Origin of the sequence: Lacibacter cauensis (assembly GCF_007830055.1) — a bacterium.
Lineage (GTDB): Bacteria > Bacteroidota > Bacteroidia > Chitinophagales > Chitinophagaceae > Lacibacter > Lacibacter cauensis.
Genome location: NZ_VLLE01000004.1, coordinates 559,765 through 582,350, shown reverse-complemented (window position 1 = coordinate 582,350; position 22,586 = coordinate 559,765). Strand labels below are relative to the sequence as shown.

Sequence of the window (22,586 nt, the reverse complement as noted above, 5' to 3'; positions counted from 1 at the left end):
AAATCTCATGCAAAAATGTGAGCGCTTACTTCACATCAAAATCAACCGCTACGTTAGCGGTTAGTGGGTGAGCCTGGCAGGTAAGAATAAAGCCTTGCTCAATTTCTTCCTGTTCCAACCCCCAATGAACATCCATCTTCACTTCACCTTCCAGCAGTTTAGCTTTACAGGTGCAGCATACACCTCCCTTGCAGGCATAAGGCACATCGGCACCTTGTTGCATGGCCGCATCCAGAATGGTTGTATCGCTGTTAAGTGGAATGGTAAAATCAAAACTTCTTCCATCAAGCCGAACTGTAATATTACTTTGAGGTCCTTCTGCTTCGAACTTCGCACTTCTTACCTCGTACTTCTTGCTCTGTCCTGGTGTGGTAAACAATTCAAAATGGATTTTCTTTTCATCTACCTGTTGGCTTTCGAGAAATGCTTTTACAGTAAAGATCATTTCTTCAGGTCCGCAAATGAAAAATTCATCTACGGTAGTAATATCAACAAGCTTACTGAAAATGTCAGTGCATTTATCACTGGTAATTCTGCCGAAGTTGACATCGGAATCTGTTTTTTCCCGGCTGAGGATATGCAGCAGGTTAAAACGGTCGATGTATTTGTTCTTTAACCCTTCCAGCTCTTCAAAGAAAATGATTGATGAGCGATTTCTGTTGCCGTACACCAGTGTAAACGAACTCTGCGGCTCAACTGCCAGTGTGGTTTTAATAATGGAAAGAAGAGGAGTAATACCGCTTCCTGCAGCAAAAGCAACATAATGCTTTTTATTACCGGCGTTAAGTGTGGTGTAAAAACGGCCAATGGGCGGCATTACTTCCAGCACATCGCCGGCCCGCAACTGCTCATTGGCAAACACAGAAAAAGCACCACCTTTTACTTTTTTTACAGCTACCCGCAATTGTTGATCCTGCGGACTGCTGCAGATAGAATAGGTACGTCTTACCTCTTCACCATTGATGGTGGTGCGCATAGTAAGACTTTGCCCTTGTGTAAATTGAAATGTTTCCTGTAACTCTTCCGGAACACGGAACAGGATCGATACGCAGTCGGCAGTTTCTTGTTTTACTTCTTTAACAGCAAGCTGATGAAAATGAATGGACATGAAAGCAAAACTAATTACTTACTTCTTAAACCATCAATCATAATCATCACCATGTTGTCTTCCAGTTCAGCTCCGCTTATTTTGGCGGTAGAACGATGCCAGCTTTCAATACCGGTTACAGAATGCAGCAGAATAACTACGGCAGTCGGCGCATCAATTTTTTTGATTTCGCCTTTCTTAATACCGTCTTCAATAATTACAGCTAAACGTTTTCTGTAGTTCCGGCGCTGGGTGTGGAAGTTCGAACGGTAAGGTTCATCGAGGTGTTTCCACTCTCTGTCACTCACCATTACTTCTTCGTAATTCTCAATCATCTGCTGAATGTGGAAGCGGAGGATTGCTTCGATTTTCTTAATCGGCGACAAACTTCCACTTTCAATTTCATCCAAATGAAGATTGAAACGATTGGCGACATTAAAACAAACAGATTCAAGAATCTCGTTCTTGGAACGAATGTGATTGTACAAGCTTGCGGCTTCAATACCCAGGTTCTCGGCCAGGTCACGCATACTGGCTGCGCCGAAACCCTTTTCCCTGAAGAGGGCTGCGCCGGCTTTTACAATGAGGTCTTTGCGGTTGCCATTCTTTGGCACTTTCAGTTTTCCCATGCCCAAATGTACTTTCTTTTAAGTAAAATACCGTACTGTGGGTATTGAAATGGATGGCGGTAACTGATATTTTTGAAGTGTAAACATTGCATAGATCATACTTGTTAAACGCATTGCAGTTTTACCCTTCGGGAGTTTGCAGCTTTTTGCAGGTATTCTTGTTTTGACCCAATTTCAAAAACTTATCACATGCAATGCCCACAAGCTAAGTGTGTCAACAGTAAAGTTTATGGGCATACTATGTGGCAAAAAAACCAGCCGCAAAGCGGCGAACTAAAAACTCATCACATGAAACAAAAACTTTTTTTCCTCGCCCTCATCTGCGGTGCATTCATGGCTCTTGCACCTGCAACCGTTAAAGCTCAAAGTAGTGACTATTATTATTACGAGAGCATTTCCAACCCAAGCAAAACCATCAACTTTTTAATTGGTGTTTACGTAACCAAGAACGAGTACATTACCCGTGACGATGGTACAGGCTACACCAAAATGCGTATGGCCGTTATTAACCAGGAAGGCGCCGATCCGTTTAAGTGGAGCGATTACAAGATCTACATTAAACTCAAGAATAACGATCTGTTTTATAACTACACTACGCAGGCAAAAGACGGAGATCTGGCTTGTAACTGGACTGTAGAAGCCGGCAAAAACCATATTCAATATGTTTGTTTCGACAAGGCTTTCGACATCAACCAGATTGATATGATCTGGCTGGTAATGAGCGACAACAAATCGTTCGACCTGGTACGCAGCGACAAATAACGAAAACGGGTCAATTATACAGGCGTCACCGTAAATGGTGGCGCTTTTTTTATGCTTTCTTACGTACCATAGGCCCGCAGCCATTACCTTTGCGCCGATCCGTATGAACGGATTATAACCCAAAAAAAGTACTATGTCGTTAGTTGTTGTTGGTTCAATGGCATTCGATGCGATTGAAACGCCTTTCGGAAAAAGTGATAGAATTATTGGCGGAGCTGCTACCTATATTGCATGGAGCGCTTCAAATTTCGCTACCCCCATTAAGCAACTGAGTGTTGTTGGCGGCGATTTTCCCAAAGAAGAGTTGCAAATGCTCGAAGCACGTGGCGTGGTAACCGACGGCGTGGAAATTAAAGAAAACGAAAAATCGTTTTTCTGGAGTGGCCGCTACCACCTCGATATGAACACCCGTGATACTCTCGATACACAACTGAACGTCCTGGCCAACTTTAACCCGGTGGTGCCCGACAGTTACCAGGATTGCGAATTCCTGATGCTGGGTAATCTTGTGCCTGCTGTACAAAATGCGGTGATTGACCAGATGAAGAAGAAGCCCAAGCTTGTTGTGCTCGATACCATGAACTTTTGGATGGAAACAGCCATGGAAGACCTGGAAAAAGTGCTGAGTAAGGTAGATGTGTTAATGGTAAACGACAGTGAAGCACGCCAGCTGAGTGCACAATACTCGTTGGTGAAGGCGGCGAAAGTAATTATGAACATGGGCCCGAAATACCTGATTATTAAAAAAGGAGAACACGGTGCATTGTTGTTCCATGAAGACCAGGTGTTTTTCGCTCCTGCATTACCGTTAGAAGATGTGTTTGACCCAACAGGTGCCGGCGATACATTTGCCGGTGGCTTTATTGGCCATATTGCCAAAACAAAAGACATCAGTTTCGAAAACATGAAGACGGCTATAATTGTAGGTAGCGCTATGGCTAGCTTCTGCGTAGAGAAATTTGGTACTACCCGTTTAAAAGAAATTTCTAAAGCCGATATCGATGCACGTATTCAGCAGTTTGTACAACTGGTGAATTTTGATATTGAGTTGGTGTGATGAAATGTTAAATAAAATTTTTAAAGCAGCAGAAATGCTGCTTTTTTTATTTACAGCAGTAGCTTGCAGATAGAATGTATAAACTCAGCACCATACTATTAATATTGCTAATGTTTTTAATGGTTGCCTGTAATCGTGTAGATAAAGCAATAAAAGAGAATTATACAGAACATAAATCACCAGCAGACTACATTACTTCTTCTATTTTTTTAAATGCGGTTGATTTAAATTTTACGCAATATTCCAAGGGTTGCGTAAATGAAGAGAAGCAAAGAGTAGAAGTTTCCACAAATGCAAATAATCAGCTAGTTATTTCTTATTTCATGAATGAAATAAAAGTAATAGATAAAAAATTATTTGACTCCTCCTTTCAGATTTATATAAAGTCATTTATAAGGGAATGTAAAAAGCTTGAAAAGGATACATCATTTAAGGATTTAGTATTTGGTACGATTAAAACGATTGAGATAAGCGACGGTTTGCATATTTTGAAAGTAAATACAACTACATCAAATCTTAAAGATCCTTTTCAAGACTTAATAAATGCTGTTTGTTCAAAAAACAGAACATTGTGAACATATACGTCTGCTCATTTATTGATTCATCGCTGACCTTATTCTGCTTATACTATTCTGAACTCTTTAGTATGGGTGGTAATCAATACCCGTTTTAAACTGCGATCAATAATTTCGCCCATGCTTGTACATTTTTCAAAAATGGCATCCTCGTAATGCAGCGCCAGTTCATGACCTAACTGCTGAATTTTTTCAGGTGTAGAAACTTGGTCCTTCACCAATACATCACGCAGATCTTTTAAACGGTAACGTTCTTCACGTATGCGGCGTGCAAGTACGGCTCTTTCTTCCTGCTGGTATTGTTGTACCACTTCTCGGTTGAGGTGTTTTTGCACCAACTCCACAAACGGATAATTTTCTTTAAAAAACTGCGGCAGGTAAATGTTCTTACTGCCTTCGTAAAACTGTTGGTCAAAATCGATGGTGCGGATGAAGAATTTATAATCATCAAAATCGGGCGTAATGATGAATACAAAATTATACGCACGCATATCGCCCAGCAAACGCAGAAAGCAACGTTCATTAAACTTTACAAATTCTTTGGCAACACGCTTCAAATTATATTCGGGCCTGCGGGGAATCAATTTTAAAAACTGATCGCCGGGAATGCCTGCAATATGTTCTTCTACCAAAGTCCCACCATCAACAAGGTAGTGCACCGGATTGGGCGACAGCAACTGCTCGAGCTCCAAACCGTAAATACGGGAGGCATCGGCTGTTTTGATATAGAAATAATCGTACACATCGTTATACTTGTTTACAATCTTTATGCGGTACGGATGCGAGTTACCAAACGTGCAGTAATCGATGCGTTCGATGTACAGATGCTTTAACGCTTTCAGATCACCTGCAGCTTTCAGTTTGGCATACACAATTTTTAAATTATCGTGTACCCGGTTGATCTCCGATTGCGGATAGATCACCGTTTCCCACAACGTATCTTTTCCAAACTTATCCAGCAACGGAATGGCTTCCGCATAGTATTGCAGATCGTCGTACGATACCGGAAGCTTCGACTCCTGGTGATATAACCGCAGGTAATGATGCAGAGGCTCACTAACAGGGTAGAATATTTTTTTGCGGCTGATCATAATGCTTCACTTCAGCCTTCAAGTTAAAGAAACTTTGTGTGCTGCTGCACCTGCATCGTTCTGATTGATATCATTACTTTCTGCGGGCAAGCACAACTGCATTTTTAAACCGCTTTACTTTTCCCTGCAGGTTAAAAACTTCAGTAAAAACTACGTAGGGGCCGAGTGGCAGTTGCTGAAGTTTGTCATTCAGTCCATCCCAACGGAAAGTACCCTGCTGACTGCAAACAGCATTCCGCTGTAATGCTTTGACCGGGCGACCGCCTGCATCATAAACAGTAATGTTCATCACGTAGCCTGTTTCAGGAAAACGATAGTTGATGGTTAACAAATCATCTGTTCCATCATTATCGGGCGAAAAGGTTTCCGGACTTACTGTTACTTCTCCTTTCACCTGTATATCTAAACGGAACTGCGAATTTTGATACGAAGGTGTGCCATAACCCACATCTTTTGCGGCACTGTGCCAGTTGTCTTTGTTTTGTGAGGGCGCATTGGGGTCAATGCGTTCCAATGCAACACCTTCGCTGTTACTGATGAGTGGGAAATGCCAATCGTCTTTGTATGTTACTTCATCAATTACTAATCCTCCGTTATCAGTCAGCACAACTGTTCCTTCATCATCGCTGTAAGAAGGCATGGATGCAAGGTTGATGAACGCCGAAAGATTTTTTGCCGTAAACTGTCGTTTCACGGTTGCATCATCTTCACTCAGTACAAGATAATCGCCGGGGAACAGTAACTGATCTTGTGTTGTAAGTACTTTCATATTGGCGATTGCTCCAGTGCTGTTACGGTTGGCCAGCAACAATGTTTTTAAATTGATGAGTTTCGTACTGCGGTTATACAACTCTACATAATCTGTTCCGTTTGCATTTGGATTAAACAGGATTTCATTAATGATAATGTCGTTGGCTGCAGCTGCCGAACTCAATCCTGTTTTTGTGTTGTTAAATGCGCCGATGCTGTTACCGCTGCAGTCACGCACATTGGTAGCTGTAACAGTATAAACGATACCCGGCTGCAATGTATTAGCAAAGGTTAGTTGTACAGTATTGAATAATGGAGCAATACAAACAGCTGCAACTGCTGTACCTCCGCCATTGGATAATGCATAGTTGGCTGCCGTTGCTGCCGATAAACTATCGAGTGGTTCATCAAAACTCACAATAACCGTATTGCTGTTTGCAAATGCACGAACCAATGCCGGTGGTTGCTGATCGCTGTTAACTGCATCAACCGAATTTTTACTGCCTGGTGTACCGCCTCTTGCATCTACACTTGCACGCCAGTTGGAGCTACCACTGCAGGGATTGTTGGTATCGATCATTTCTAATGTCCAGCCACCATCGCTTTTCACAGCATTGTTAAACCAGCTGAGATTGTATTCTACTGCATGTACAATAGCACCGCTGCTATTGCGGATGAAAACTGCTTCGCCTGTATTATCTAATGAAGGAAAACTTGTTACGCCAAATGTGCGGCCATACTGTTGCATCGTAATGGCAGAAGTTGTGCTGCAGATAATAGCACAGCTGTCGGGCTGCAACAAAAAGTTCGGTAAAACACCACTTACGCCACTGCCATCGCCCACACGCCAGTTTTGTAAATTGATTGCAGCGTTGGTTGTATTGCGTATTTCGATCCATTCTATGTTGGGTAAACCAATTTGCGGAGAAGGGTCGCTCATGATTTCGCTGATGACTACAGCATACCTGTTTTGTGCAAACAGCAGGTTTGTTTGCATCATCAACAAACAAACAATTGTTGTAGATAAAAAGCGGTTAGCCATACCCTTAAAAATAACATTAATCAAACGATTGCGTAAGTCATCTGTACTTTTTTATAAAAACAATTTGGTGAAACGCTTTGCTGCATTTAATTTTGGCGCACAATGATGAATAAGAAACATACAAAACGCACTAAGAAACAGTTCCGCAAGGGAAGGTAATCTTGTACGTTATGTAGTTGAACATACGCAAAGGCCTTCCCGAACAGGAAGGCCTTATTTTTTTAGGCCCCGTCTGACGCCCCCGTCTGACGGATCATTTAAAAACCATAAAATCAATCTGTCAGACGGGGGCGTCGGACAGGAAAACAAACAAAATGAAAGTTGCAGTAGTTGGCGCCACAGGTCTTGTAGGAACCAAAATGTTACAGGTTTTAGCTGAGCGGAACTTCCCCGTTACCGAATTACTCCCCGTTGCAAGTGAACGTTCCGTTGGTAAAGAAGTGGAATTTAAGGGGAAGAAGTTTAAGGTAGTAAGCATGACCGATGCAATTGCTGCAAAACCAAACGTAGCAATCTTCAGTGCAGGTGGTGGTACATCAACAGAGTGGGCACCCAAATTTGCAGAAGCAGGTATTACGGTGATTGATAACTCCAGCGCATGGCGTATGGATCCTACTAAAAAATTAGTAGTGCCTGAAGTAAATGCCGATGTGTTAACTGCAGAAGATAAAATTATTGCCAACCCCAATTGTTCTACGATTCAGATGGTGGTAGCATTGCAGCCTTTGCATAAAAAATACCAGATCAAGCGTGTGGTGGTATCAACTTACCAAAGCGTTACCGGTACCGGTAAAAAAGCAGTTGATCAATTGATGGGCGAAAGAGAAAAAGCAGTTGCAGGCAGCAGCGAAGAATATCCGATGGCGTATAAATACCCTATTGATCTGAATGTAATTCCGCAGATTGATGTGTTCCTCGATAACGGTTATACCAAAGAGGAAATGAAAATGGTAAAAGAAACCTGCAAAATCATGGGCGATGATTCGATCCGTGTTACGGCGACAACAGTACGTATACCTGTAATGGGTGGCCATAGCGAAAGCGTAAATGTAGAATTTGCAAACGACTTCGATTTAAACGAAGTGAAAGCATTGTTGAGCAGCGCACCTGGTGTGATTGTGGTAGATGATAATGCAAACCAACTGTATCCGATGCCAATGGATGCACATGAAAAAGATGAAGTGTTTGTTGGTCGTCTCCGTCGTGATGAAACACAACCCAACACCCTCAACATGTGGATCGTGAGCGATAACCTCCGCAAAGGCGCAGCAACAAACGCTGTACAGATTGCAGAATACCTGCAAGGCAAAGGTTTGCTGTAAGGTTTATTGGTTAGCAGAAAAACTTAGCAATAAAAAAAGCGCTTCCGTTGAAGCGCTTTTTTGTTTTGTAACAATTATTTTTTACTCACCAGCATGCAAACCTTCGTTCAGAAAAACGATAAGCGGTTGCAAGGTTTCAAAATTGGTACACACTTTTTTCACCAGGTCTTTCGATGTAAGATCGGCATCACTAAAAGCTTGTGTACCTACCCAGCTTTTGAGTTTGATGTATTCAATGGCCGGGTTATCGGCTTCATAACCTTTGGGTGGTCTTGATAATTTCATATCACCTTCGGTTGATAAATCGCCAAATACTTCTTTAAACTTTTTACTGTTGATGATCTTCTGAAATTCCTTCCAGTTGTAATCAATTTCCTGCCGAACATTCTTCAGCAATTCGGGAGGAGGCATGTATAGCCCACCGCCGGCAAACGAACCACCCGGCTCCATGTGAAAATAGTAACCGGCAGAAAAGCTCTTCTTACCATCCTTGGTCATGTAAGCACCCATGTTGGTTTTGTATGGACTTTTGTCTTTACTGAAACGCACATCACGGTTAATACGGAAGATGCAGTCTTTTGCAACAAGGTGTGCAATGGAAGGATCTTTCTTACTATGTTTTTCTATTACCGCCTGCACAAACGAAAGATAATCGGCTTTGGCCGCTTCGTATGCTTTGCGGTTGGCATCGAACCAGGGTTTGTTGTTATTCTTTTGAAGGTCTTTTAAAAACTTGAGTGTGGACGTTTGCAGCATAAGAAAAGAATAGAGTGAATATGCAAATTTGCATCAACTAACAATACGGAAGCAGAATGGTTTAGTGTAAGGAATGGCAAGTAGATCTCAAATCGCAATTCAAAAAATCTGCAATGCTATACTGCCCCCCAGTTTTCGCCGCTGCGGATTCTGTACAATGTCATTTCGCTGACGCCGTATTTTTTGGCAAGTTGTTTATACGTAACAGTGCGGTTAGGGTCCTGAATAATTTTTTTGATTGTTTTTACCTGCACAGGTGTAAGCTTCAATCCTTTTTGTGTAGTGCTGCGTTCTTTCTGTAGTTTTTTATAGGCAATCTTTTGTGGACTTTTCTGCTGATGCGCTGCCATTTCTTCTACTGTAGCCCATTTAAGATTGGATGCTTTGTTGTCTGTTTTGTTATGGTTGATATGAATAACATATCGGCAACGGGGTGATGTTTTTTTACAAAACAATTTTGCCACTTCACGATGGAGATAAATAGTTCCCTTGTTATCTGCACGATGCAGGTTTAATGTACGGTAGCCGGTAGTAAGCGATCCGTTTAACAATTTGCCATCTTCTGTTACATCGATGGTGAAACTGGCGCAACGTCCGAGATTGGATACAGCATATCTTTTGCGTAACTGTTTCCAACCGGCAAATTGCAATTGTTTCCATTGTTCGCCGGGTATTTTCCTGATCATAAAAAAAGATTGGAGTTATTAAATATACAACTACAAAAGCTATACCTGCAAGTGAATCTGTATATTAATTTTTTAACAGTGCTAAAAACTCTTCTTCAGTTATAATTTTTACAGTGCTTATTTTTTTTGCTTTCTCCAGTTTACTGCCGGCATCTTCACCCACCACCAGGTAATTGAGTTTAGCGCTTACGCCACTCAGTATACTTCCGCCTTGCTCTTCTGCCATTTGCTCGGCCTGGCTACGTTTAAGTGTAGGCAAAGTTCCGGTAAACAAAAATGTAACACCGGATAAGTTGCCTTCGTGTTTACTTTCTTTCTGTTCGTTGTTCAACTGCAAGCCCAAACTTTCCAGTTCTTTCAGCATCGCAATATTTTCTTCATTGCTGAAAAAATCGTGAATGCTTCCTGCAACACGTGGACCAATATCTTCTAACTGTTGTAACTCTTCTAACGATTTACCTGCAATGTCAAGCAAATGTTTTGTTGCGTTGGCTAACGTTTTAGCAGTGGCTTCACCTACAAAGCGAATACCCAATGCATAAATTAAACGATAGAGTGGTTGCTTCTTGGAATTCTCTAAAGCTGTTTGCAGATTATCTACACTCTTTGCTCCGTAGCCTTCCAGCTTTTTGATTGTATCAAATGGTAAACGGTATAAACCGGGAATATCTTTTAAGAAACCAGATTCATAAAACTTCCGCACATTCGCATCGCCCATGCCACGTATATCCATTGCATCTTTGCTGGTAAAATGAATGATGCGTTCAACAAGCTGTGCTTCGCAATGGTAATTGTTGCAGCGCCACACCGCTTCTTCTTCCGGCTTCACCAGCTTGCTGTTACAAACAGGGCAATGGGTCGGGAAAATAATTTTCTCTTCGCTGCCATTTCTCAGCTCTGCCATTGACTTTACGATATAAGGGATCACATCGCCGGCACGTTCTACCAACACGGTATCGCCAATCATCAGGTCTTTTTCGGCAATAAAATCCTGGTTGTGTAAAGAGATACTAGTTACCGTTACACCACCAATGGCAACAGGATCAATTTTGGCAACAGGTGTAACGGCACCGGTACGTCCCACCTGGTATTCAACAGCACGTAGTTTGCTGGTGCCTTGTCTGGCTTTGAACTTATAAGCAATGGCCCAGCGTGGGTGATGGCTCGTCATACCCATTTTTTCCTGAAGCTGCAGATCGTTTACTTTAATCACCATGCCGTCAATTTCGTATGGCAGGGTATCACGCTTTTGTTCAAACTCGTTGCAATAATCAATTACTTCCTGTATGCCTTTGCAAATTTTCTTTTCTTTTTCGGGGCTGCGGAAACCTAACTCCCACATCATCTTTAATGCACCACTATGTGTTTGCAGTTCGGGATATTGCTTCGTTTCATCTTCATTCATGTTGATGTAACCAACATGGTATAAGAACGCTTCCAGGTTTCGGCGGGCAACTTCTTTGGCATCTTTAATACGTAAGCTGCCGCTGGCTGCATTACGTGGATTGGCTAGCGGTGGCAAATTTTCTTCGGCCAGCTGATCGTTATACGCTTTGAAATTTTTCTTGCTCATCAGTATTTCACCACGTATTTCAATTTGCTTAATGCCATAGCTTGAAAATGCGGCAGATAAAGGAATGGAACGGATCTGTTTGATATTCGTTGTGATTTCTTCACCTTCTGTTCCATCGCCTCGTGTAGCACCACGGGTAAGCAAATCGTTTTCGTAAATGAGCGAAATGCTGGCACCATCAAACTTCGGTTCAACACAGTATTCGATCGTATCCAAACCACTTGCTTCTTTTGCTTTGCGGTCCCAGTCAATTAAATCATCCGCATTATACGAGTTTTCCAAACTCAGCATCGGTACCAGGTGCTGTACTTTTTTAAAATCGTTGCCCAATCCTTTTGCCACACGCTGTGTAGGCGAATCGGGTGTAATAATGGAGGGATCTGCCGCTTCAATTTTTTCCAGTGCTTTGTACAGCTGATCGTATTCGTAATCGCTGATGAGCGGGTCATTCAATACATAGTACCTGTATTCATGAAAACGCAACACATTTCGTAAGTCTTCTGTTTTTGTTGCATCAATACCATCCGTAGTGAGCAGTTGTAACAGTTGCGTCGTTGTTTGCTGTAGTTGTTTTGTGCTGTCGGTAGAATACATATACTTCAAATGAGGGGATAAAATTACAAGCTGTAAGATCAAAACAAATTAAATTCATGTGTTCTTTAATGATGTTGTTTATTGATACATCGTATAAGTCATAAAACAGGCGTTGCTTGCAGCAGTAAATGATGATTGTTTTATGGCTAATTTCACGCCCAAATAAATCTTATGATGCGATTATTGCTTGTGCCTGTATTGATCGTTTTACTGGCTGCCTGTAAAGGAAAGACAAAAGCCGATACGCTGTTTATCAACGGAACCGTCTATACTGTTGATTCAGCATTTTCTAAAACAGAAGCGGTGGCCGTAAAAGATGGAAAAATTATTGGCACGGGTACAACAGCCGAACTCCAGCAACAATTTGATGCAAAAGAAACAGTAGACCTGCAGGGTAAATTTATGTACCCCGGTTTTATTGATGCCCATGCGCATTTTTACCGTTACGGATTGGGTTTGCAAACAGCCGATCTTACCGGTACCACCAGTTGGGAAGATATTCTGCATCGCCTCAGTGAATTCAATAAAGTATTAGCACCAGCAAAAGGTGATTGGATTATTGGACGTGGATGGGATCAGAACGATTGGGCAGTGAAAGAGTTTCCAACGAATGAACAACTGAATAAAATGTTTCCCGATAACCCGGTGATCTTAACAAGAGTGGATGGGCACGCAGCGGTGGTAAACGATCTTGCCTTGCAACAGGCAGGCATTACTGCACAAACAAAGCTAACCGGTGGTGATGTGTTTGTTGCAAACGGAAAACCTACAGGCGTATTAATTGATAACGCCATTGACCTGGTAAGCGCAAAAATTCCGGCTGCGAATGAAAAACAAATTAAAGATGCCTTGATGGCTGCACAAAAAAATTGCTTTGCAGCCGGCTTAACAACCATTGCAGATTGTGGTATTGATTACGATGATGTGTTGCAGATTGAAAAAGCCAATGCAAGTGGCGATTTGAAAATGCGTTTGTATGTAATGCTGAGCGATGCGAAGAAAAACTACGAAGCTATTTTTAAAAGGGGTAAAATAAAAACCGATCGTCTGAACGTACGCAGCTTTAAAGTGTATGGCGATGGCGCATTAGGTTCAAGAGGCGCTTGTTTGCTGGAGCCCTACAGCGATAAAGCAAATCATTATGGTTTCCTGCTTAGTAATCCCGAACACTTCGATTCGGTGGCAGCTGTGTTGTATAAAAATCAGTTTCAGATGTGTACACATGCCATTGGCGACAGCGGGAACCGAACCATCTTAAATATTTATGGTAAGTATTTGAAAGAAACGAACGATCTGCGTTGGCGCATTGAGCATGCACAGGTAGTAAATGAAAATGATTTTGCCTTATTTGGTAAGTACAGCATTGTGCCCAGCGTACAACCCACACATGCCACCAGCGATATGTATTGGGCCGAAGAACGTTTAGGACCCAAACGTGTAAAAGGTGCTTACGCCTTTAACGATCTGCTGAAACAAAATGGATGGATTCCCCTGGGTACCGATTTTCCGGTAGAAGATATTGATCCGTTGAAAACATTTTATGCAGCAGTTTTTCGCAGAGATGCAAAGGGCTGGCCGGAAAAAGGTTATCAAACAGAAAATGCACTAACTCGTGAAGCGACATTAAGAGGTATGACCATTTGGGCAGCACGTTCCAACTTCGAAGAAAACGAAAAGGGTAGTATTGAAAAAGGAAAGTTTGCTGATTTTGTTGTACTCGACACCGATTTAATGACGGCTTCGTTTGAACAGGTGTTAAAAACAACCGTACTCAAAACAATCTGTGGCGGCGAAACAGTTTATTCAAAATAAGTTACCCGATAAAGAAAAAATGCGCTTCTGTTTTGAAGCGCATTTTTTTTGACTAGGCTGTTGCATACAAGGCTTCGTTGCGAAATGCTCTTGGTGTGGTATGTTTCTTTTTTACAAACACACGGTTAAAGTAGGTGATGGACTCAAAGCCGGCACTACGTGCAATGGTTGAAATCTGTTTATCGGTTTCGAGTAGCTGGTAGCAGGCATAACCCAGCCGCAGATCGTTTACATAATCGGAAAAAGTTTTACCCGTAGCCCTTTTAAAAAATTTACAAAAGGCACTGGGTGAAATATTAATGATAGACGCTGCATCGTTGATGCTGATAGGCTTTGCGAAATTCTGCTCAACATACGTACACACTTTATTAATCCGGGGTTCGCTGCTTTTGGCCTGCGAAATATCGTAATCGGCCGAGGCGAGTTTTCGTCCTTTTTGTTTGGATAGCTGGTTAAGCAGGTTAATAAGTCCGGTAACCTTTTCTATTCCGGTTTTGTTGGGTAAAGCCAGAATCTGCTCTTTAAAGGGAGCACTGTCTTTAAAGTGCAAACCCAGCCTGCAGTTTTGCAACAGCCGTTTTACATTTTCAAATTCGGGTAAGCCAATCATGCTGTTGAACAGCCAGCCCGAAAACTGGATCACCACAAAATCACAGCTGTCGTTACGTTCTTTTTTATCGGTTACCCAGGTATGGGGCAGATCGGGGCCAATCAGCACCAGGTCGCCTGCTTCAAACTCTTCGTAACTGTCGCCAACAATCCGTTTTCCTTCTACATTGATCTTGTACGTTAGCTCGTACTCAGGGTGGTGATGCCAGTAAAATTCCAGATAAGGAAGCGACATGTGATAGGTTACCAAAACCGGTTTGTCCTCGCCCGGAACAATTTTTTCGAGTTCTGCTTTCATTTCGTTAACCTGTTAAAACGGGATCTTAAAGATAACGATTGTTGGCAATATAGTGTTAGAAAATGGAATTTTAGTTCAATTTGCTGCCTTAACCTTCAAGTAGTTTTGTATCGTAATGATTGCATGACCTGCTTCTCATCTGTTCAATAACCCCATTAACAACAGCTGTTCCGAGAGTTTTCATTGTAATCATCCATCAATTATTCATTAAACGTTCATAAAGCGGATTGAAGTAACAAGGATTGCGATATGAGAAGAATTTTGCTTGCGTTTGTGTTATTGATGACTGCATCCTCTGCAGCTTACAGTCAACTATTATCTACTGATGTAGCTTTTCCTACCGATGCAAGTATCATAGTTATTACGGTAGATGCCACAAAAGGCAATCAAGGTCTGTTAAATCATACAGCATCGGATGTTTATGTGCATACTGGTGTAATTACAAACCTCAGCAGCAGTCCAACCAATTGGCGTTACGTAAAATTCAATCAGGATTTTAATTCGCCTAACGCAGCTTTACAGGCAACGCCACACCCAACCGATGCCAATAAATGGCAGTTTACCATTACCAATATTCGTGCGTATTACGGTGTACCGGCCAACGAAACCATTTTACGTGTTTCGATTCTTTTTCGAAGCGGTAACGGGCAAAAGAAACAGGCAAATATTGATGGCAGCGATATGTACATCAAGGTTTACGCTGCAAACGAATTGGCTGTAAAGTTTACATCGCCTGCCATGCAACCAACATTTAATCCTATTCCCGAACCGTTAACTGTTGGTACGCCACCTTTTTCGGTTCCTGTAACGGCAGTAGCTTCTAAAAATGTAAATCTTTCGGTTACTTTTAACGGTTCATCCATTGCATCTGCAAATGCAGTACAAACAGTAAGCGGCACGGCCAATGTAACTACCACCTGCGAGCAGCAATTAATTGCCGTTGCAGATGATAACGGAACTATTAAGCGTGATACATTCAACTTTTTTGTACCACAGGCCAGTAACCCAACAGGTGCAAGACCTGCAGGCAGAAAAGATGGTATTACATTCGAAGACAACAACACAAAGGCTGTTTTTATTTTATACGCTCCGCTGAAAACAAAAGTGTCGCTTGTTGGTGATTTTAATAACTGGCAGCAAACCTGCTCGGGCCAAATGAAAAAAGACGGTGATTATTTCTGGACAGAAGTAACTGGTCTTACACCCGGTACCGCTTATCGTTTTCAGTACATTGTTGATGATGCTATCCGCATTGCCGATCCTTATAGTGAGTTAGTGCTCGATCCAAACAACGATCAATACATTCAGGCATCTACTTATCCGAACATGCCCCAATACCCAACGGGTAAAACAACCGGCGGTATTGTTGGTGTAATTACTCCCGGCGAAACTGCATATAACTGGACAAGCAACAGCTATGTTCGCCCGGATAAACGTGATCTGATGATCTACGAATTGCTGGTGCGTGATTTTGGAGCACTGCACAGCTGGCAAATGCTGAAGGATACGTTGAACTATATCAAAAACCTTGGCTTTAATGCGGTACAACTAATGCCCATTAATGAGTTTGATGGTAATGAAAGCTGGGGTTACAATCCTATGTACTTTTTTGCTCCAGATAAATACTACGGTTCAAAAAACGCATTGAAAGCATTTATCGATCAGGCGCACAGTTTGGGCATTGCCGTTATACAGGATATTGCATTCAATCATGCAACAGGTCAATCGCCGTTGGCAGCCATGTGGTGGAATGCTGCAGCTAATCAAACTGCGGCCAACAATCCTTATTTCTACGAAACAGCACAACATCCGTTCAATGTATTTCACGATTTTAATCACAATGTAGAGCCAACCAAATATCATGTGGCACGTTTCATCCGTCACTGGTTAACCGAATACCGCATTGATGGTTTCCGTTGGGATTTGAGTAAAGGGTTTACCAATAATTTTACTACCGATGTGACTGCATGGAACCTATACAGCCAGGACCGCATCAATATCTGGCAGCGTTATTACGATTCGATGCAGGTGGTAAGTCCGGGTTCGTATTGTATACTCGAACATTTGGGTAATGATGATGAAGAAGCAGAACTGGCAAAACGTGGAATGATGTTGTGGGGAATAATGAACTACCAGTTTGCACAAAACACCAAAGGATATAGTTCGGGTGCAGATATTACCCGTGCGTTTTGGAAAAACAGGAACAATTGGAATACCACAACATTTAACGATAAGCCATATTTAATTACCTATGCCGAGAGTCATGATGAACAACGGATCATGTTTGAAAACATCAACTCCGGTAATACAGCAAATGCAGCACACAATGTAAAAGATACAACGATAGGGCTTTACCGTACAGAAGCAATGGCTGCTGTATTGATGGGTTTGCCCGGTCCGAAAATGATCTGGCAGTTTGGGGAACTTGGATACGATTACGATATCAACTTCAATGGACGAACAGGGAACAAGCCAATTCGTTGGGATTATTTTCAACAGGTGCGTCGTAAGCGTTTATATCAAGTTTTTAGTGCAATGGCGAAACTGCGTAACCAGTTCAAAAATACATTCCGCACACCCGACCTCGCATTAGGTACCAGCCTTGGATCAAACCTGGTGAAAACAATCGTTGTTGATCATGCAGATTTAAAATATGTAGTTGTTGCCAATTTCGACGTGGTGCAGCAAACGCCAACAGTAACATTCCCCGCCAATGGAACTTTTTACGATTACACCAATGGCGGAACAATTACTGTTTCAGGAAATCAACAGGCAATAACCTTGCAGCCCGGTGAGTACAAAGTATATCTCAACCAAAATATATCAGGTGGAGTTGTGACGAATGTCAGAGACGTTCTTGCATCAAAAGCAGATTTTAGTCTTTCCGTTTACCCTAACCCGGTACGTGGTACAGCTACCGTAAAATATGAATTACCAAAGAGTGGAAAAGTGAGTGTGCAGTTGATTAATATGCAGGGACAGGTTCTTGTATCGAAGAATATGGGTTTCCAGTTAAAAGGATTCCAGTTGTTTGAGTTAGATCGTAACAGCATTGCAGGCACGCCGTTAAAAGCAGGCCAGTATGTGTTACAGGTGCGGGTAGATAACCTGGTGCGTTATGAAAAAGTGATGGTGCAGCAGTAAGAAATTGTCTGCTGTCTAATAAAGGTTCGGACGTGATGAATTGTTGATACATGTTTTGTTTAAAAAAGATGCTGCAACAAAATGCGCAACATTATCCAAGACATGCTGGTCAGCAATGATCGTTATAAATTGTAATTTCTAAACCCCAACTATTGATTATGACCCTTAATCGTCTGCTTGCCAGGTTCGGGATGCTTGTGGTAGCCCTGCTGGTCGTAGCAATGAATGTGATTGCACAAGGTAAAACTGTAACGGGTAAAGTAACCGACAGTAAAGATGGAACACCTGTTCCCAATGCTTCTGTTACTGTAAAAGGTACCAACACCGGTACTACAACCGATGCTACAGGTAGCTTCCGCCTTGTTGTAAACGATGCCAATGCTGTATTGGTAATTTCTTCTGTTGGTTACAACAATTACGAAGTAACTGTTGGCAGCCAATTAGATTTATCTATTTCTTTAACTGCTGCCTCCGGCACACTCAACGAAGTGGTGGTGGTGGGTTATGGTACGCAACGTAAAAAGGATCTGACAGGTGCCATAGCGACTGTTAGTGCCAAAGATTTTGTAAAAGGAGCCATACAAACACCTGAACAACTTATTTCAGGAAAGGTTGCGGGCGTACAAATCACTTCGAATAATGGCGCTGCGGGTAGCGGAAGCCGTATTCGTATACGTGGTGGCGCATCCTTGCGTGCCAGCAACGATCCTTTAGTTGTAATTGATGGATTGCCTGTTGACAATGGTAATGCACTAAGCCTAATTAATCCGAACGATATTGAATCATTCACTTTGCTAAAAGATCCTTCTGCAGCTGCAATTTATGGTTCACGTGCTTCTAATGGCGTTATCATTATTACGACTAAAAAAGGTAAAAAAGGGAAGGTGCGCTTTAATTTCAGTGCACAAGGATTTTTACAAAACGCAATTAAAAATGTAGACATGATGAACGCTCAAGAGTTTACCAGCGTTCTCCAGTCTAAACCTTCTCTTGCATCTGTCGCAAACTTGCTCGGCAAGAATAATACTAACTGGCAGGATGAAATTTATCATCCAGCATTTGGTCAGGATTATAATTTAAGTGCTAGTGGTGCAATAATTAACGGAAAAGTGCCATTTCGTGTTTCCGGAGGATTTTTGAATCAGGATGGCATTTTACGTACTGATAATTTCAAACGATATTCAGGCGCATTAAATCTAAGCCCCAGATTTTTTAAAGACAACCTCAAAGTTGACCTTAATATGAAGGTTGCGCAAACAGTAAATGCTGATGCGGACTTTGGTGCAATTGGAAATGCTGTTACATTCGATCCAACGCAGACTATTCGGACAAACAGTAATCGCTATGGAGGATATTTTGAGTGGCTTACAAGCGATGGCCGTCCTGCCAGCAACTCCAACAGAAATCCTCTCGCTTTACTTTATATGAGAGATCACAGACGTGAGCAAAATCGTTTCATTGGAAATATTCAATTTGATTATTCTATTCCTTTCGTAAAAGGTTTAAGGGCGAACCTTAACTTGGGTACAGAGTTTGCCAACGAGCGAGGCAATTTCGTTAAAACAGATAGCGCTGCAGCAGCATATCCAAGCATTGGTGGTAAAGGCGGTTACAGAAACAGATCGTACCTCGAACGCAGAAACAATCTTTACGATTTTTATTTGAATTATGTAAGGGAAATCAAATCAATAAAAAGCAGGATTGATTTTACGGCAGGTCATGGTATGCAGGAGTATTTTTATTACAACTTCAACTATCAGAATAGCTATTTCGACGGATCTCCAAACGGACCTGCACCTACTTTCCTGAGTAATAATTCGGATGATATTAATGGTGATGATGGGTATACTATGCTCTCATACTATGGTCGTTTAACTTATAGCCTTGCGAACAAATATATTATCACATTAAACGGTCGTGCAGATGGTTCATCAAGATTTTCGAAAGCAAACAGATGGGGTTATTTCCCTTCCGCTGCTTTAGCATGGCGTATTAACGAAGAGAACTTTTTGAAAAATTCGCAGGTTGTTTCGGATTTGAAGCTTCGCCTTGGATATGGTATTACGGGCCAGCAGGATATTCCAGGTTTGTACCCTTACCTGGCAGTGTATAATCAATCAAATAATAATGGCTTATATCAGTTGGGGAGCACCTTTTATAACAGATTAGGCCCTGTTGAGTATGATCCAAATATTAGATGGGAAACAACAAGAAACATTAATGCAGCCATTGAATATGGATTTTATAATAACCGAATAACAGGTATTCTGGAAGTTTTTTCACGGAACACAAAAGATCTGGTTAGTATCGTTCCTATCCCATTGGGTGCCAACTTTGCAAATAGCCTGTTAACGAATGTTGGAACAATTGAAAGCAAAGGTGTAGAAGTTACAATGAATTTTATACCTATAAAAAATGAGACTACTCAATGGGATTTTGGTTTCAATGTCACTTATGCAAATCCTAAGATAACAAGGCTTTTAATTAACGATGATCCGAATTTTGTTGGTAACAGAATTACAAACATCAGCGGAAGCGTAGGTGGTGTAGCTCAAATTGAAGCTCTTGGTTACAGACCAGCATCGTTTTATATGTATCAGCAGATTTATGATCAGAATAACAAGCCTATTGAAGGTCTGTATGAAGATTTAAATCGTGATGGTTTGATTAATGAAAAAGATCTCCGGGTATTTAAGCCATCCGATGCGCCCGTTTATTTTGGTGTAAGCTCTTCTGTTACCTATAAAAAACTTAATGCAGGATTTGTATTGCGTGGCAACATCGGAAATTATATATACAACAATGTAGCAATGCAGTATGGTGTACTTAATCAGGCTTCGATAGGTGCCGGGCCACAAAATATGCATCGTGACTATTCCCAAACAGGGTTCATTAACAAACAGGAGCTTTCAGACTATTATATCCAAAATGGATCATTTATCAGACTTGACAACATCAACTTCGGTTATGATGCAGGTAGAATAGGTAAGAATACAAACCTCAGGATAACAGCTAATATTCAGAATGTGTTTGTTATAACAAAATACAAGGGGATTGATCCTGAAATTGCCGGAGGCATGGATAATAATATTTATCCTCGCCCACGAACTTATGTGTTGGGATTAAACCTTGATTTCTAAGCCTGAAAAAAAAGTATTATGAAATATTCCGGAATAAAAATAGTAATGGTAATGCTTGCTGTAAGCATGCTTACAGCCTGCGTAAAAAAGCTGGATCGTTTTCCAGCTAACACTCTAACCTCCGAAGATGCATATAAGGATCTTGCAGGTTACAAAAGAGTATTAGCAAGGGTTTATGGAAGTATGGTATTAACTTCTCAAAATGCACCTGCAACTGGTGGATTTGGAAACGGTGACGTGAAAGGCGTTGACGAAGGTTTCTCCGACTTCTTCCGTAACTACTGGACTATACAAGATATGAGTACAGATATGGCAAAATGGAAGTGGGCAGATCCTGGCTTGTACGATATTCAGTTTAACAGGTGGGGTGCCGACAATCCCTTAGTTGAAGGAATGTATGGACGCTGTATGTTGGTGATAACTTTCGCAAATGAATTTTTGAGAGAAAGTACTCCAGAAAAAATAAATGCCAGAGGTATTAATGCAAATGAAATAAAAACAATGCGGGCCGAGGTGCGGTTTGTGCGGGCTTATATGTATTGGGCGCTGATGGATTTATTTGGCAATCCAGGCTTTGTTACCGAAAACGATCCATTTGGAACATTTACTCCTCCTCAAATTAAGCGAGCAGACTTGTACAAATGGATTGACGATGAGTTGAAAGCAATTGAAGCAGATTTACCCGCTCCCAGAGCAAATGAATATGGTCGTGCAGACAAAGCAATTGCATGGGCATTAAGAGCTCGTATGAGTTTAAACGCTTCAGTCTATTTATCATTGGCTCAGCCTGCAATTACAGATTTTACGCCTTATTACACCGAAGCTGTTGCCAATTCTAAAAAGGTAATTGATGCTGGTTATACACTGATGCCAAATTATCAATGGCTTTTCCTTGCCGACAACCACATTGGAAATACTGAAGCAATCTGGACGTTAAATTATGATGGCGTAAAATCTCAAAGCTATGGTGGCGCAACATTTATTATTAACGGAACCGCCTCAGGTGATCGTCAACCATTAGTTCAGCTGGGCGGTCTTGGCGGATGGGGAGCAATGCGTGCAACGGAAAAAATACCACAGCTTTTCCCCGACGTAACCGGTGCGGGCGATAAGCGTTCTTTATGGTACACGGATTCTCAAACTGAAAGTATGAACGATTTCTTTGATTATCAGTATGGCTATCCAACAACCAAGTATCGTAACCGAACAAGAAGTGGTGGTTATGGTAATGATCCAAACAGAACTTTTGCAGACATCGACATACCGGTTTCAAGGTTAGCTGAGATGTATTTGATCTATGCTGAAGCTGTAAAACGTGGCGGCACTGGCGGTTCTGAATCACAAGCTTTGATATACCTGAATGCTTTGCGCACACGTGCACAGGTTACTGCAGCTCCGTTAGGCTTTTATACATTGGATTACGTACTTGATGAAAGGGCAAGAGAGTTATACTGGGAAGGTTTCCGAAGAATGGACCTGATCAGGTACGGCCGATATGCAGAAGCTAACTATTTATGGCCATGGAAAGGTGGTGTTCGCAACGGAACTGCTTTTGATGTGAACCGTAAAATTCTTCCAATTCCTTCAAAGCAATTGGCGGTTAACCCGAATCTGAAACAAAACCCAGGTTATTAATAATAAAATCTTTGGTTTATGAAA

Annotated in this window: 16 protein-coding genes; 8 read left to right on the top strand and 8 right to left on the bottom strand. The window is 41.6% G+C overall.

Annotated elements, in window-relative coordinates:
- Positions 1–25 precede the first annotated feature (25 nt).
- Both paaE and IQ13_RS12625 read right to left on the bottom strand, forming a co-directional pair.
- The gene (paaE, locus tag IQ13_RS12630; RefSeq protein ID WP_144886736.1) at positions 26–1,108 is read right to left on the bottom strand and encodes a 1,2-phenylacetyl-CoA epoxidase subunit PaaE; all 1,083 of its coding nucleotides are present in this window, start codon (positions 1,106–1,108) and stop codon (positions 26–28) included.
- A gap of 14 nt (positions 1,109–1,122) precedes the next feature.
- On the bottom strand, positions 1,123–1,716 hold the full coding sequence (locus IQ13_RS12625; protein WP_144886735.1) for a TetR/AcrR family transcriptional regulator: 594 nt from the start codon (positions 1,714–1,716) through the stop codon (positions 1,123–1,125).
- Positions 1,717–2,004: 288 nt separating this feature from the next.
- On the opposite strand from IQ13_RS12625, the gene IQ13_RS12620 reads away from it, so the two are divergent.
- The 3 genes from IQ13_RS12620 (at position 2,005) to IQ13_RS12610 (ending at position 4,110) form a co-directional block, all read left to right on the top strand.
- On the top strand, positions 2,005–2,478 hold the full coding sequence (locus IQ13_RS12620) for a hypothetical protein (RefSeq protein WP_144886734.1): 474 nt from the start codon (positions 2,005–2,007) through the stop codon (positions 2,476–2,478).
- 133 nt (positions 2,479–2,611) lie between these two features.
- Positions 2,612–3,535 (top strand): PfkB family carbohydrate kinase, encoded by a 924-nt coding sequence (locus tag IQ13_RS12615; RefSeq protein WP_144886733.1) that lies wholly within the window; start codon positions 2,612–2,614, stop codon positions 3,533–3,535.
- Between the two features lie 110 nt (positions 3,536–3,645).
- Positions 3,646–4,110, top strand: a complete 465-nt coding sequence (locus IQ13_RS12610) for a hypothetical protein (protein WP_144886732.1) — start codon at positions 3,646–3,648, stop codon at positions 4,108–4,110.
- 47 nt (positions 4,111–4,157) lie between these two features.
- On the opposite strand, the gene IQ13_RS12605 is transcribed toward IQ13_RS12610, so the two are convergent.
- Entirely contained in the window at positions 4,158–5,201 is a 1,044-nt protein-coding gene (locus IQ13_RS12605) for a hypothetical protein (RefSeq protein ID WP_144886731.1), read from the bottom strand.
- A 73-nt stretch (positions 5,202–5,274) separates the two neighbouring features.
- Positions 5,275–6,993 (bottom strand): lamin tail domain-containing protein, encoded by a 1,719-nt coding sequence (locus tag IQ13_RS12600; protein WP_144886730.1) that lies wholly within the window; start codon positions 6,991–6,993, stop codon positions 5,275–5,277.
- Between the two features lie 314 nt (positions 6,994–7,307).
- On the opposite strand from IQ13_RS12600, the gene IQ13_RS12595 reads away from it, so the two are divergent.
- Positions 7,308–8,315 (top strand): aspartate-semialdehyde dehydrogenase, encoded by a 1,008-nt coding sequence (locus IQ13_RS12595; RefSeq protein WP_144886729.1) that lies wholly within the window; start codon positions 7,308–7,310, stop codon positions 8,313–8,315.
- An 81-nt stretch (positions 8,316–8,396) separates the two neighbouring features.
- Here IQ13_RS12595 and IQ13_RS12590 read toward each other — a convergent pair whose 3' ends face one another.
- The 3 genes from IQ13_RS12590 to ligA form a co-directional block, all read right to left on the bottom strand.
- Positions 8,397–9,071: a DUF2461 domain-containing protein gene (locus IQ13_RS12590; protein WP_144886728.1), complete on the bottom strand. Its 675-nt coding sequence runs from the start codon at positions 9,069–9,071 to the stop codon at positions 8,397–8,399.
- Positions 9,072–9,187: 116 nt separating this feature from the next.
- Positions 9,188–9,757 carry an NUMOD4 domain-containing protein gene (locus IQ13_RS12585; protein ID WP_144886727.1) on the bottom strand — a complete coding sequence of 190 codons (570 nt, stop codon included), beginning with the start codon at positions 9,755–9,757 and terminating at the stop codon, positions 9,188–9,190.
- A 64-nt stretch (positions 9,758–9,821) separates the two neighbouring features.
- Entirely contained in the window at positions 9,822–11,924 is a 2,103-nt protein-coding gene (gene ligA / locus IQ13_RS12580) for an NAD-dependent DNA ligase LigA (RefSeq protein ID WP_144886726.1), read from the bottom strand.
- Between the two features lie 171 nt (positions 11,925–12,095).
- Between ligA and IQ13_RS12575 the strand changes: the two genes are divergently transcribed.
- Complete coding sequence (locus tag IQ13_RS12575; protein WP_242009539.1) at positions 12,096–13,736, top strand: amidohydrolase; 1,641 nt, start codon at positions 12,096–12,098, stop codon at positions 13,734–13,736.
- Positions 13,737–13,788: 52 nt separating this feature from the next.
- Here the strand turns inward: IQ13_RS12575 and IQ13_RS12570 are convergent, their stop codons facing one another.
- Positions 13,789–14,643, bottom strand: a complete 855-nt coding sequence (locus IQ13_RS12570) for an AraC family transcriptional regulator (protein WP_144886725.1) — start codon at positions 14,641–14,643, stop codon at positions 13,789–13,791.
- Between the two features lie 249 nt (positions 14,644–14,892).
- Between IQ13_RS12570 and IQ13_RS12565 the strand changes: the two genes are divergently transcribed.
- The 3 genes from IQ13_RS12565 (at position 14,893) to IQ13_RS12555 (ending at position 22,562) form a co-directional block, all read left to right on the top strand.
- Positions 14,893–17,787: an alpha-amylase family glycosyl hydrolase gene (locus tag IQ13_RS12565; RefSeq protein ID WP_144886724.1), complete on the top strand. Its 2,895-nt coding sequence runs from the start codon at positions 14,893–14,895 to the stop codon at positions 17,785–17,787.
- 158 nt (positions 17,788–17,945) lie between these two features.
- A complete protein-coding gene (locus tag IQ13_RS12560) occupies positions 17,946–20,927 on the top strand; it encodes a SusC/RagA family TonB-linked outer membrane protein (protein WP_242009538.1) in 2,982 nt (993 codons plus the stop codon).
- An 18-nt stretch (positions 20,928–20,945) separates the two neighbouring features.
- The gene (locus IQ13_RS12555) at positions 20,946–22,562 is read left to right on the top strand and encodes a RagB/SusD family nutrient uptake outer membrane protein (protein WP_144886723.1); all 1,617 of its coding nucleotides are present in this window, start codon (positions 20,946–20,948) and stop codon (positions 22,560–22,562) included.
- The last annotated feature ends 24 nt before the right edge of the window (positions 22,563–22,586 follow it).

Excerpts from the sequence above, each read along its gene's own strand:
- paaE (WP_144886736.1), bottom strand. The coding sequence starts at position 1,108 with ATGTCCATTCATTTTCATCAGCTTGCTGTTAAAGAAGTAAAACAAGAA.
- IQ13_RS12625 (WP_144886735.1), bottom strand. The coding sequence starts at position 1,716 with ATGGGAAAACTGAAAGTGCCAAAGAATGGCAACCGCAAAGACCTCATT.
- IQ13_RS12620 (WP_144886734.1), top strand. The coding sequence starts at position 2,005 with ATGAAACAAAAACTTTTTTTCCTCGCCCTCATCTGCGGTGCATTCATG.
- IQ13_RS12615 (WP_144886733.1), top strand. The coding sequence starts at position 2,612 with ATGTCGTTAGTTGTTGTTGGTTCAATGGCATTCGATGCGATTGAAACG.
- IQ13_RS12610 (WP_144886732.1), top strand. The coding sequence starts at position 3,646 with ATGTTTTTAATGGTTGCCTGTAATCGTGTAGATAAAGCAATAAAAGAG.
- IQ13_RS12605 (WP_144886731.1), bottom strand. The coding sequence starts at position 5,201 with ATGATCAGCCGCAAAAAAATATTCTACCCTGTTAGTGAGCCTCTGCAT.
- IQ13_RS12600 (WP_144886730.1), bottom strand. The coding sequence starts at position 6,993 with ATGGCTAACCGCTTTTTATCTACAACAATTGTTTGTTTGTTGATGATG.
- IQ13_RS12595 (WP_144886729.1), top strand. The coding sequence starts at position 7,308 with ATGAAAGTTGCAGTAGTTGGCGCCACAGGTCTTGTAGGAACCAAAATG.
- IQ13_RS12590 (WP_144886728.1), bottom strand. The coding sequence starts at position 9,071 with ATGCTGCAAACGTCCACACTCAAGTTTTTAAAAGACCTTCAAAAGAAT.
- IQ13_RS12585 (WP_144886727.1), bottom strand. The coding sequence starts at position 9,757 with ATGATCAGGAAAATACCCGGCGAACAATGGAAACAATTGCAATTTGCC.
- ligA (WP_144886726.1), bottom strand. The coding sequence starts at position 11,924 with ATGTATTCTACCGACAGCACAAAACAACTACAGCAAACAACGACGCAA.
- IQ13_RS12575 (WP_242009539.1), top strand. The coding sequence starts at position 12,096 with ATGATGCGATTATTGCTTGTGCCTGTATTGATCGTTTTACTGGCTGCC.
- IQ13_RS12570 (WP_144886725.1), bottom strand. The coding sequence starts at position 14,643 with ATGAAAGCAGAACTCGAAAAAATTGTTCCGGGCGAGGACAAACCGGTT.
- IQ13_RS12565 (WP_144886724.1), top strand. The coding sequence starts at position 14,893 with ATGAGAAGAATTTTGCTTGCGTTTGTGTTATTGATGACTGCATCCTCT.
- IQ13_RS12560 (WP_242009538.1), top strand. The coding sequence starts at position 17,946 with ATGACCCTTAATCGTCTGCTTGCCAGGTTCGGGATGCTTGTGGTAGCC.
- IQ13_RS12555 (WP_144886723.1), top strand. The coding sequence starts at position 20,946 with ATGAAATATTCCGGAATAAAAATAGTAATGGTAATGCTTGCTGTAAGC.